This window comes from Streptomyces sp. NPDC101225 (assembly GCF_044767585.1).
In the GTDB taxonomy this organism is placed as follows: Bacteria; Actinomycetota; Actinomycetes; order Streptomycetales; family Streptomycetaceae; genus Streptomyces.
The window spans coordinates 17,679-29,721 of record NZ_JBIWOE010000024.1; the positions used below are offsets into that span (position 1 = coordinate 17,679).

Annotated in this window: 9 protein-coding genes; 6 read left to right on the forward strand and 3 right to left on the reverse strand. The window is 72.8% G+C overall.

Annotated elements, in window-relative coordinates; translation table 11 throughout:
* The first annotated feature begins 9 nt into the window (after positions 1-9).
* The 3 genes from ACIRPX_RS28690 to ACIRPX_RS28700 are packed head-to-tail and all read left to right on the forward strand — an operon-like array spanning position 10 to position 3,163.
* Positions 10-975, forward strand: coding sequence for a hypothetical protein (locus ACIRPX_RS28690; protein ID WP_404200517.1), 966 nt, complete (start codon positions 10-12; stop codon positions 973-975).
* Positions 976-1,004: 29 nt separating this feature from the next.
* Positions 1,005-1,985: an aKG-HExxH-type peptide beta-hydroxylase gene (locus tag ACIRPX_RS28695; protein ID WP_404200520.1), complete on the forward strand. Its 981-nt coding sequence runs from the start codon at positions 1,005-1,007 to the stop codon at positions 1,983-1,985.
* An 11-nt stretch (positions 1,986-1,996) separates the two neighbouring features.
* Positions 1,997-3,163 (forward strand): phosphotransferase, encoded by a 1,167-nt coding sequence (locus ACIRPX_RS28700; protein WP_404200523.1) that lies wholly within the window; start codon positions 1,997-1,999, stop codon positions 3,161-3,163.
* A gap of 181 nt (positions 3,164-3,344) precedes the next feature.
* Here ACIRPX_RS28700 and ACIRPX_RS28705 read toward each other — a convergent pair whose 3' ends face one another.
* On the reverse strand, positions 3,345-3,908 hold the full coding sequence (locus tag ACIRPX_RS28705; RefSeq protein WP_404200526.1) for a histidine phosphatase family protein: 564 nt from the start codon (positions 3,906-3,908) through the stop codon (positions 3,345-3,347).
* 233 nt (positions 3,909-4,141) lie between these two features.
* On the opposite strand from ACIRPX_RS28705, the gene ACIRPX_RS28710 reads away from it, so the two are divergent.
* From ACIRPX_RS28710 to ACIRPX_RS28720, 3 genes are read left to right on the forward strand one after another with little or no spacing between them, the layout of a single operon-like run.
* Positions 4,142-5,026, forward strand: coding sequence for a class I SAM-dependent methyltransferase (locus tag ACIRPX_RS28710; RefSeq protein ID WP_404200529.1), 885 nt, complete (start codon positions 4,142-4,144; stop codon positions 5,024-5,026).
* Complete coding sequence (locus tag ACIRPX_RS28715) at positions 5,023-7,323, forward strand: 2OG-Fe(II) oxygenase (protein ID WP_404200532.1); 2,301 nt, start codon at positions 5,023-5,025, stop codon at positions 7,321-7,323. The genes ACIRPX_RS28710 and ACIRPX_RS28715 overlap by 4 nt, the downstream gene beginning before the upstream one ends.
* A gap of 13 nt (positions 7,324-7,336) precedes the next feature.
* Positions 7,337-8,338 (forward strand): aldo/keto reductase family protein, encoded by a 1,002-nt coding sequence (locus ACIRPX_RS28720; RefSeq protein WP_404200535.1) that lies wholly within the window; start codon positions 7,337-7,339, stop codon positions 8,336-8,338.
* A gap of 285 nt (positions 8,339-8,623) precedes the next feature.
* Here the strand turns inward: ACIRPX_RS28720 and ACIRPX_RS28725 are convergent, their stop codons facing one another.
* Together ACIRPX_RS28725 and ACIRPX_RS28730 are read right to left on the reverse strand one after the other, a co-directional pair.
* Positions 8,624-9,919, reverse strand: a complete 1,296-nt coding sequence (locus ACIRPX_RS28725; RefSeq protein ID WP_404200538.1) for a hypothetical protein — start codon at positions 9,917-9,919, stop codon at positions 8,624-8,626.
* Between the two features lie 547 nt (positions 9,920-10,466).
* Entirely contained in the window at positions 10,467-11,804 is a 1,338-nt protein-coding gene (locus ACIRPX_RS28730; RefSeq protein WP_404200540.1) for a helix-turn-helix domain-containing protein, read from the reverse strand.
* Positions 11,805-12,043 lie beyond the last annotated feature (239 nt).

Sequence of the window (12,043 nt, forward strand, 5' to 3'; positions counted from 1 at the left end):
GAAACCGCGATGTTCCTCCTCCCCGTCATCGACGACGACGAGACACAGAACCGCTGCTGGAACGCCTCGCTCGACGGCCGGGCCATCCACTCGTTCCTGCTGTGGGTCGAGCCGCACAGCACCGCCTGGGCCCGCCGTACCGCCGCGGCGGCCGGCGCCGAGGCGCCGGACACCACGGAACTGCCCGACCCGCTCACCCGCGCCCTCACCGGTCTCGCCGGCGCCCCGGACATCGCCGTCGACCCGGCCGAGGTGAGCACCGGCCTGCTGCCCTTGCCGGACGGTCCGCGTCTGGCCGTGCTGCACGGCGTGCCCGGGGACGGTGGCCGGCTGCGGCTGGTTCCGGCCGCCGCACCGGACCGGGCGGCGGTGAGCGACGCGGTGCGGGTGCTGGACGGTGTCGGGCTGCAGTACGTCGTCGACCTCGCCGTGGGCGCGGTCGTCCTCGGCGACGCGGCGGGCGCCGCCGTACCGGCCGACGTGTGCGACGTGGCACGGCTCCCCCCGGGCGAGTCCGACGCCCTGTCCCGCGCCGAGGCACTGCTGCGCGAGGGCGCCGCGTCCTGGATGGGCCAGTGGCTGCGCACCGAGGAGGCCGTCGGCGCCCGCGGCGGTCCGCTGTCCGGGACCGACCGCGCCTGGCTGACCGCCGTCTTCGCCGACTCCCTCGCCTTCCAGCTGTACGACCGGCTCGCCGCCCGCCGCCCCGAGGACACCCCGGAAACCGTCACGCGCCGCAGGCGGGAACTCCTCGACGGGCTCCGCGCGCTGCGTGACGTACTGCCGGGCCGGGTCGGCGAGACGGTCGGCATGGGCATCGTCGCCGAGCTGATCGGCACCACCTACCCCTGCTGGAACCGGCGGCAGTTCGCCGTCAAATCCCCCTTCGACTACATCCGCGAGATCCGACCGCTGACGGACGCCGAGAAGGCGGAACACCTCGACCGGTGGGCCGCCCCGAGCACCGTACGCTGACCGCCGCCCCGAAAGGACGGGAGACCATCATGACCGAAGCCGACACCATCGAGGCGGCCGGGCCCGTCACCTCGCTGCAGGCCGGGCTGACCGCGCGGCTGGTGGAACACCGTGCCGAGCGGGCGCGCACCCTGCTGGCCAGCCTGCGCAGTCTCGTGCCGGGCACGGAGCTGGACGGCCCGGACGGGGCGCCGGACGCCTTCGACAACGCCGTCCTGCACCACGCCTTCCAGCAAGCGCGCCTCGCCGCACGGACCCGCGACACGGACCGGGCCCGCGCGGCCGTGCGCCTGTGGCAGAACCGGGCGGCGCTGCGGGCCGAGGCCGTGCAGACCGCCGTGGGGCCGGTCATGGTGTTGCGCGCGGCGGACTGCGACGCCGTGGACGACGACCGCCTCGGCAGCCGGATGTACCTGCTCGGCAGCTCGCCCCAGCGGGACGCCGCGGAGCGGGCACGCATCGCGCGGACCCTGAACGAGGCCGTCGACGCCGCGCTCGTCGTCGGCGGCGAGGTGCTGCGCTCCTCCACCGCCGTCGTCATCTGGACCGAGGCCGTACCGCTCGGGGCGACCTGCCGCAGCTACACGTTCGACTTCCTGCCCGGCACCGTCGTCCTGAACTGGACCGACGAACCGCTGCGCCTGGGCGAGACCCTCGTGCACGAGGCCACGCACTCCTGGCTGAACGAGTCCTTCGACGCCGAGGGCGTGTCCTTCGCCGACGACGGCCCCCGCTTCCACTCCCCGTGGAAGAACGAGGACCGTCCGGTGTTCGGGATCGTGCACGCGGCCCTCGCCTTCGCGAACGTCATCCACTACCTCTCCCGCATCCAGCCGGCGCCGGACGACGACTCGCAGCTCGCCGCAGTGCTGCGGCGGCGCCTCCAGGTGGAACTGGAGTCGCTGGAGGTCGGCCACGCGTCGGCCCTCACCTGCTTCGACCAGGTGCCCAGCGAACCGTTGCGCACCTACCTGCGGGCCGCCGTCGCCGACGCGCGGCGCGCGAACTGACGGCGGCACCGGTGCCGGGTCCGCCCTACCGTCACCTCGGCCCGCTGCCCGTGCTCACCGCCGAGGACCTGCGCGAGCCCGTACGGACGCTGCTGGCCGATCCCACGGCCGAGGTGAGCGACTGGACGGGCGAGCCGATCGGCTACGAGAGCTGGAGCAGGGCGAGCGACGGGCTGTACACGGTGCGGGGCACGGCCTCGGGCGAGGGCGGCGACCGCGCGTGGGAGCTGGTGCTGAAGCAGGTACGGCACCGTCCCTGGCGACCCGGCCCGCGTGATCTGGCCCGGCAGATCGACGACGGCGGCGACGGCCCGGCGGACTGGACGTACTGGCGGCGCGAGGCGCTCGTGCTGGGCTCGTCGCTCCCGTACGCCGTCGCCGGCCGGTTCGCCGCCGTCCGCTGTCTGGGAATCGTGCCGGGGCCCGGTGACCGACTCCGGCTGTGGCTGGAGCGGGCCGGCGGAACGCCCGGCGAGGCCTGGACGGCCCGTGAACTGCTCGGCACCGCCGAGTTCCTCGGCGGATTCCATGCCCGCTCGCTGCGGCAGCCGCCGCCGTCCCGGGAGTGGTGGTGCAGGCCGTTCCTCGAACAGGCCGCGCTGCGCGAGCGGTTCGCCCTGATCGACCGGGTCGCCGACGCGGAGACGAGTGCGGATCCGGCGGTGCGCGGCCTGTTCCGGCCGGGGACCGCCACGGCGCTGCGGACGCTGGCGCGCCGGCACGCCGAAGCCGTCCGGAGGGTGCGGTCCCTGCCGGCGGCGCTGGTGCACCGGGACCTGACCCCGCGCAACCTGTTCCGGACGGCGGGAGGCACGGTCGCGATCGACTGGGGCCAGGCGGGACTGGGGCCGGCCGGTGAGGACCTGGCCACCCTCGTCCTGTCGTCGGCGGTGGCCGCGGATCTTGGCCCCACCGCCACGCTGGCCCTCGGGGGCGCCGCCGCCGCGCGCCATGCCACGGGGGCGGCGGAAGAAGGGGGGCCGTGCGATCCGGAGGACGTAGTCCTCGCCTACCGTCTCGTGGCCGCCTACCACTTCGGACTTCCCGTGGTGCGGATCGCCGACCGACTGCTCGCACGGGACGCCGTGTCCCGCGCCGAGACAGCCGCCGATCCCGGCACGCGGCGCCGGGTGGCGGTCATGACAGCGCTGGTGGAGGAGGCGCAGGGGGATCTTTGAGGGCGAGAGACGGGGCCCGGCGCAGGCGGCGACCGCCTGCGGCGAGGACGGCAGTCCGGTCCCGGTAAGGGCGGGTTCACCGGCCGGGCCGGGAGCCGCCCACCGCATTCCGGGCGCCGGCTCGTCGGCCTCCTGGTGCGAGCGCCCCGGTCGCCGCGCGGGAGCCTCCGGTGTGCGGATGTCAGGCGGGGTCCGACGGGCGCATGCCGGTCATGGTGAGCCGGCCCTGTGCGACGCGCAGCCGGTACCAGCTGCCCCGGCCCACGATCCCAGGCAGCGCGCAGTCGTGGGCGGCCGACAGATACGCCAGCGTGGCGGGGATGGCGTCGCCGTGCGAACACGCCACCGCGTGGCCGCCGTTGTGCCGGGCGGCGATCTCCACCAGCGCACCCATGGCCCGTCCTGCCGCCCACGCGCCGCCGAGCGACGGGCCGACAGGGGCGAAGATCCCCTCCGTCCAGGCCGCCGGCTCGGCGAAACCGCGCGCCTCCCGCAGCCGGTCGTCGGCCAGCACGGGGACCCCGGCGACGGCGGCCAGTGGGGCGACGGACTGCCGGCAGCGCAGCGAAGGGCTGCTGTAGACGGCGTCGACCCCCGCCTTGAACACCTCGCCGAGGACATCCGCCTGCCGCGTTCCCTCGTCGCTCAGCGGACGCAGATCGTCGTCCCCGCTCCACTCCTCGCGCGGCGACGAGGAGCAGTGCGGAACCAGATCCAACACAATGGTGCATGAATGCGCGAACATAGCGCGCATCATGCCCGGCCCGGCCGAAGGAGTCCAAGCATTAGCGGTTATCCGCAAAAGAGTTGACCACGCCGATACGGCGCACGGAACCTGAACCCGAAATGGATTGCAGGGCGGCAGGTTCCGCAGGCTACGGAGTCGGTATGGAATTGGTCGACACAGCGGCGCATCACGATGTCCGGGAAATGGCCCGGGAATTCCTTGAGTGCGGCGCTCCGTTTCTCTGGCCCGCGTTGCCCGACCTCGCCGGCCTGCCGCCGGACCGTGTCGCCGCGCTGCCTCCCCTGCCGTACGGCGACCCGGAGTTCAGCTCCCGGCTGCTGCGGGAGCAGACCGACACCACGACGACGGACTCGTCCCGCCCCCCGGCTGTGGTGGAGCGCCAACTCGCCTGGCTGCGTGACGAGTTGCCCGAGTGGCGTGCGGGGCGCGTGCACCATCCGCTGTGCGGACCCGGCGCCTACGTGGCCGCGCTGGGCGGTCACGGCCTGACGGCGTACGTCGGCGTCGACGCGGGCCCCGCGGTGGTCCAGCACGCGCGCCGCCGCTTCGCCGGGCAGGACCACATCCGCTTCGTGCTCGGCGACGCGACGGACACAGCCATCCCGCCCGGGGAGCCGCCCTGCGACACGCTGCTGCTCACCTACGACGCCGCCAACTTCTTCGCCCCGCACGCCTTCCGGGAGCTGCTCGGTTCGCTGGTGCGGGGACTGCGCCCGGGCGGCACCGCCGTCCTGGACCTGCGGCTCGCCGAGGACGGCGCCGCGGGGTTCGACGAGGGACGGCGCGTGCACCGGCGCCGGACCGGCTCGGTGTTCCGGGACGGCCCACACCTGCTGCTCAGCGAGGGGTTCACCGCCGCGGACGGCGCACTGCTCGGTCACCGCATCGTCGCGGTGGACGATGGCCCCGGCGGCCGACCACCCGAGGTCTTCCACTCCGTGCTGCACGTCCCGACCGCCGCGCAGCTCACCGCCGCCCTCACGGCCGCCGGTCTTGAGGTGTGCGTGCGGGGACGCCCCTTCGCCGGCTCCGACGACCCCAATCTCGCGCGGCACCTCGTCGCGGCGCGCAAGCAGCGCACCACCCGCCGCACCCTTCCGTGGAGGCAGCCGTGAAGATCACGTTCCTCGGGCACGCCGGTGCCCTCGTGGAGGCCGACGGCGTGAAGCTGGTCTGCGACCCGTGGTTCTCCGAGGGCGGGGCCTTCCTGTCGGGCTGGCACCAACTGCCCGACAACAGTGCCTGCGCCCCGCTCGTGCACGAGGCGACCCATGTGTACGTGTCGCACGACCACCAGGACCACTTCGACGCCGGCGTGCTCGACGCGCTCGACCCGTCGGTCACGCTGCTGATGCCCGACTACCCGCTGCCGACCTGGAAACGGCTGGTCCGCACGCTGCGCGGGCCGGCCCCCGTCCTCCTCGGCGACCAGGAGGTGTTCCGGGCCGGCCCGCTCCGGCTGCGCCTGGTCCACTCCCCCACACCCCGGCACCAGGACTCGGCCCTCGTCATCGAGGACACCGTCACCGGCCAGGTCGTCGTCAACCTCAACGACTGTCAGGTGGACCGCGACCAGTTGCGGACCATCCGCCGGCTCCATCCTCGCGTCGACGCCGTACTGGCCCAGTTCTCCGGCGCCACCTGGTTCCCGTTCGCCTACTCCTTCCCCGCTGCGGAACAGGTGGAGGCCGCCCGGCGCAAGCGGGTCAACTCCATGCGCCGGTGGGCCCGGTACATGCAGGCCCTGGCCCCGCGCAGCGCCGTCGCGTTCGCCGGACCGCCGGCCCTGCTCGACCCGGAGCTGGCCCCGCACTTCTTCGCGGAGTCCTCGGTCTTCACCACGCCGCCCGAACTGCTCGCGTGGCTGCGCCGCGAGCACCCGGACCTGGCCGAGCGCACCGTGGCCCCGCTGCCGGGCGACGAACTCGACGTGACCACGGGCCGGTTGACCGCCGACCCGGGGATCCGGCAGGGGTTCGACTGGGAGAACCTCGCGCCCTACATCGCGGACTACGCCCGCAGACGCGCCCCCGCCATCGCCGAGGTGGTCGCCGGGTACCCGGAGCCGCGCCACGGCCTCTACGACGGTTTCGCCGCCCACTTCAAGGCCCTGTTCGCGGCCGGGGAGAGCCTGTGCCGGGCCGTCGACGCCGTCGCCGCCTTCGATGTGCGCGGCGCCGGGGGCGGCTTCTGGCTCGTGGACTTCCGCTCGCTGGAGGTGCGCGAGGGCAGCGGGCCGGAGACCGACGCGCACGACTACCGCTTCACGCTGTCGTCGCGGTACCTGCCGGAGATCCTGGAGGGCGGGATGAGCTGGGAGGAGTTCTTCTTCTCGTTCCGCTTCAGCGCCTGGCGGCCCGGCATCGGCGCGTACAACGAGGAACTCATGACGGTGCTGCGGTGCAGCGATCCCGACGACCTCGCCGCGTACGTGCGGCGGACGGCGCAGGGCGGCGAGCGTCCGGCCGGCACCTTCACGCTGGAGACGCCGAGGGGGACGTACCGGGTGTCCGACGTCTGCCCCCACCTGGGCGCGCGGCTCGGCCCGGGGGACTACGACCCGGAACTGGACGCGGTGGTCTGCCCCCAGCACGGCTGGCGCTTCGGCCTGCCGGACGGCGCCTGCGCCAACGGCCGGGCACGCCTGGGCGTCTCGCCGGCCGGACCGGGAGCGGATCCCGGACACCCCGACGGACCTCTCCGTGAACCTCTCGACGGACACCCCGGCGGACGCCCCGCGGCGTCCCCGAGAAAGGCAGGTACACCAGTGATCGACTACGCGGCCATGGAACGGCAGTTGGAGGCGCACGAGCCCTGCTTCCGCGCCGACCCGTTCCCGCACTACGTGTGGGACGGCATCCTTCCCGCCGACGCCCTGCGCGCCGCCGCCGGCGCCTATCCGGACACCGCCGTGATGACGGCGAAGCCGGGCATTCCCCGCTGGCACTCCCAGGACCGGCGGCTGGCCGGGCCGGCCCTGCGGGAGCTGTGCGAGGCGCTGCTCGGCGACGACCTCGCCGCCTTCCTCGGCAAGGTGACGGGGGTGGCGGGGCTGCGTACGGAACCGGACGGTGACTGGGGCAGCTACCGGCTCGCCGGCCGCGGCGCCGTGCATCACGCACACGTCGGCTCCAACCGGCACCCGGAGACCGGGCGGCTGCGCCGGTACTCGCTGTTCACCTACCTCACCGAGGGCTGGCGCCCGGAGGACGGCGGCTGGCTGGAACTGGGCGAACCGGTCGACGGCGCGTCGCCGGCCCGGATCATGCCCTCCTTCAACCGCAGTGTTCTCATCGAGACGACGTCCCGATCGCTGCACGGTGTGTCCCTGCTGCGGGCCCCGGCGCCGGTCCTGCGCAGGACCGTGACGGTGCACTTCTGGACCGATCCGGCGGCGGACGGCGCGGCGTGAGGGAGGACAGGAGGTGAGGCACCGCCGGCTGGGCCGAAGCGGCCTGCACGTCAGCGAGTTGGTGTACGGGAACTGGATCACTCATGGCGGGCAGATCGACGAGGACCGCGCCCGCGCGTGCGTCAGGGCGGCGCTGGACTGTGGTGTGACCAGTTTCGACACGGCCGACGGGTACGCGTTCGGTGCGGGCGAGGAGATCCTGGGCCGCGCGCTGGCGGGCGAACGCCGGTCCGGGGTCGAGATCTTCACCAAGGTGTACTGGCCGGTCGGCCCCGGCCCGAACGAGCGAGGGCTGTCCCGCAAGCACATCGTGGAGACGATCGACGTCTCGCTGCGACGGCTCGGCACCGACCACGTCGACCTCTACCAGGCCCATCGCTTCGACCACGGCACCCCGCTGGAGGAGACCATGACGGCCTTCGCGGACGTGGTCCGCGCGGGCAAGGCGCTCTACATCGGGGTGTCGGAGTGGCGGGCGGAGGAGATCCGCGCCGCGCAGGGGCTCGCCCGCGAACTCCGGGTGCCGCTGGTGTCCAACCAGGCACGCTATTCGGCCCTGCACCGCGTGATCGAGGCCGAGGTGATCCCCGTCTGCCGGGAGCTGGGCCTCGGTCAGCTCGCCTTCTCCCCGCTGGCGCAGGGTGTGCTCACCGGGAAGTACCTGCCCGGCCGGCGGCCGCCGGCCGGGTCACGCGCGACCGACACCAAGGGGTTCGGGGGGCACTTCATGGAGAAGGTGCTGCGCGAGGACATCCTCGGCCGTGTGCGAGGGCTGCTGCCCCTGGCCGAGGAGGCGGGGATGCCCCTGCAGGTCCTGGCCCTGGCCTGGGTACTGCGGGAGCCGAACGTGGCGGGCGCGGTCATCGGGGCCAGCAGACCGGAGCAGATCACCGCCAACGCCGCGGCGTGCGACGTCGTCCTCGGCGCGGATCTCAAGGCCGCGGTGGACGCCGTCCTGGCACCGGTGGCACTCACCGACCCGGCCCTCACGACCAGCCCGCCCGCCGCTTCCTGAGCGCGCACCGCCCCGGCCCCGGCGCCCCTGGCCGCCACGTCCCATGCCCCCGCCCGTCCACCACGACCGGGGGCACTGCCGTTCCCGGGAGGGCCCCTGCGATCACGTCTGGCCGGTGACCGCCGGAACCGGACGAACTCGCCTGCCACCCCTCGCCGGCACACCGGCCGAACCCGGCCGACCCTCACCGGCCTCACCTCGCAGGGACGTCCGATCGCGCCCCGGCCGTGCGCCACGTCCGGGGACCCCGTGCCGGCCCGACCAGTGCGGCCCCGCGCCGCGCGCTCACGGCGCGGGCTCATGGCGGTGCCGAGTCTCGTCGGCGAGCTCCGCGAGTGCCAGCTGCAGGAGCGACGGCTCCACGCCCGCTTCGCGGCACCAGCGCAGCGACAGTGCGAGCGGCACGCCCCGTTCCGACCACAGCCGCGTCAGCTGCCGCGCGGCCTCGCCCGGCCGGTCCGAGAGGGCGCCGGGTCGCAGCAGCAGATTGCGTCCGCGCACCAACACCCTCAGGAAGGCGTCCCGTTCCTCGGCCATGTACACCCAGGAGCGCGCCGACAGCTCGGGAAAGCCGAGGGGCGCACGGTAGGCGAATTCCGCGGTGGCGATGACCGAGGTCAGCAAGGCGGGCGGCAGTCCGTGCCGCGCCAGTTCGGTGCCGATCGTGCGGATCAGCCAGCGCAGGACGTACGGGCCACCGCGGGGCCCTGGTGCCAATCCCTCGCCGAGCAGCAGGGAAGCGGCGCTGGACACGTCCGCGAGGAAGACTGGGCTGGGGCCCGCCGCCGCACCGGCGAGGGCCAGCAGTTCGGCGATGCCCGCGGTCAGCCGGCCGAGCAGGGGCGGCACGGGGGTGCTCCGGCCGACCGGCACCGGCGAGTCACTGGGGACGATGGGCTGCGTCAGCGCGTGCTCGGAGACGATCACCTCGAACAGCGGCCGGCGCAGGGGTGTCACGCGGCCCGCCGTCCGCCGGCGCTCGGCGAACTGGATGTGCGCGACCGAGAGATGGCATCCGCAGGAGCACTGTCCGTCGCAGTGCGCGAACGCCACACCCTGGGACCGGCGGCGCACCGTGAGGCACGGCCCCAGTTCGGGTTCCATACGCAGCGGCGCGTCCGGCAGCCGGGTGCCGCGGACGATGCTCCCGGGCCGGACACCGAGTCCGCGCAGAGCGGCCGTCACGGGCGGGCCGTCCTGTGGCTCCGCCCGCAGGAGGAAGGTCAGGTCGTCCGGTGGGGTGCCGGCCTCACGCAGCGCGTCCAGGACATCGCCCAGCGCCTCCTGGTAGGGGCGCCTGCCGGTCCAGGCGGCGCCGACGGTGCGCTGGGCGCTCGGCGGGGAGCCGGGGGGCAGGTGGGCCAGCCGGCTGGTGTTCAGCACCCATTGCAGGACCACCGCGCCGCCGGGTTCCGGCCGCGGATGACCGGTCAGGAACCTGCGCCAGGCCGGTGCCGACACCGAGGTGAAGAGAGTGGCGCCGCCGTCCCTCGCGAGCAGGGGTCCGGGTGGGAGGCGGCGGTAACCGAGCCGTACCAGACATTCCGCGAACGCCGACACCTGCGGCACGCTCTCGCGCACGCCTACCACTCCCCGTTTTCAGTTCATAAAGGCAAAACGTAACTAGCTGTCAACAAATCCTAGTCACGGCCAGGCGGGCTCGCATCTCTTTTGAGGCAAGCAGTATGCGAGGTTTTACCGCCATTTACACCTTCCTATTGGACCCTAAAGCCCACCAAAACGGTACAACACGCCTTTCTAGCTCACTTAATTCCGATGTTGACCATCGAGTCATGCCGTGCCAGCATCTGGACCAGTCAAGTGAGTCACAAAGCGAGTCACTTATGACTGCCAGAAGAATCGAGTGAGGACGGACATGAATCGCTTAAGGCTCCTGTCGGCGGCCGTCGCATCCCTGCTGTGTTTCTCCACCCCGGTGGCGTTCGCCGCGCACGGCGGACAGCCGGCCGGGCCCGGATCGACGGCCATCATCGCCGCACCCGCACCCGGGTCCCCGGAGGACAGGGACATCCCGCTCTGCTGCTGACAGCGGGGCCTCAGCGTGTGAAGACGGGAGGTGTTCTTCCTCTGCCGTCTGCACGGCGGTCACTTCCCTTCCGCGCCGTCCCTACGTGCGCGACGTCAGCTTCTGACCCGTCAGGAAGGTATCCCGGTGCCCCATGCACCGCATGCTCTGCCGGTACGCCCACACCGCGCGCTCGTCCTCACCGCAGAGCTTCAGGATCTCGGCCAACTCGGCCCAGGCGAAGGCCGCCTGGCGGTTGGCCTCCGACGCCTCCAGCATCAGGGCACCCCGCTCGTAGGCGTCCTGGGCGGACTCCCGGTCCCCGAGCACCAACCGGGCCGCGGCCAGCACCAGATGGTTGCGGGCGCTCTGCAGCCGGTGGTCGGAGCCGAGCAGCTCCAGGGCCCGTTCGGCGTGGCCGATCGCGGCCTCGGCGTTCCCGAGGCGCAGTTCGACCTGCGCCAGGGCGGAGAGGCAGTAGGCGACGTCCACGCTGCTGCCGACCTCGCGCAGGCTCGTGAGGCTCTGGTCGAGCACGTCGCGGGCGACCTCCGGCTGCGCCGTCTCCGACTGGAGGAGCAGCATGGCGTAGGCGTTGCGCAGCCGGGCCAGGGCCCGTTGATCCTCGCCCTCCGCGTAGATGGCCAGCGCCTTCTCGATCAGCGTGAGGGCGTCCGCGGTGTTGCCGTTGCGGTGCATGACCACGCTGGCGTTCCAGTACGCGGCGCCGAGCGCCCGGGAGTCCGTGACCGTCCCGGCCTGTTCGATCGCCTGGGTGGCGAGGTACGCCGCCCGGTGCATGTCGCCGCGCTCCATGTAGACGCCCACCAGGGTGGAGAGCAGTTCGATGCCGATGACAGTCGGTCCGAGCTGGAGCTTCTCCAACTCGGCCAGAGTGGCCTCCGCCACCTCGATGGCGTGGGACAGGTCGCCCAGCTCCCGGTAGCACCGGCACAGCGCGATCACGGTGGGGAGACGCGGCATCAGGTCGGGACGGTCGAGGGAGGCCGTGTGCAGGGCCTCGAACCGAGCGACGGCTTCCTCCAGCCGGCCGCCGTGCTCCAGCGACCGGGCCATGCCGTACTCCGCCTTGTACCAGACCTCGGGCCGATCGGCGAAGCTCACCTTTTCCTGAAGCGTGCGATAGGCCTCGAACGCGGTGTCCGGGTCCCCGTTGTTCAGGGCCATCTCGGCGTAGTTCAGCTCCACCTGGGACTCGTTGACCGAGATCTCCGCGGGGGCGCCGGTCAGGTCGGACGGGTCACAGCCCAGCCGCCTGGCCAATTGGGCGAACACGTCCGCCGACGGCGCCCGCTTGCCCGCCTCCAGCAGCGAGATGTAGCTGGCGGACAGGTCGTCGCCGGCGAGTTCGGCCTGGGACATTCCGGCTGCCCGGCGCAGGCGTCGGATGCGTGCACCGACTTCTCCCGAATTCTTCACACCTGCTCCTCGGCCACATGGACGGGTATTACCAATCAGTCAAGTTTAGCTCAAACCGTTGACCTACGGGGAACCATTTCGCCGAGCAAGGACTCAGACCGCGGCCGCCCTTACCGCCCCCTGCGGACCGTCGTCATCGTCGTCTCCCCAGGTGAACGCCGCCTGCCCGGGTCGCCTTCGAGTATCGGAACCCATTATTGACAAGAGTCATCCTCTGGTCACCTTCTCAGTCAGCTTCC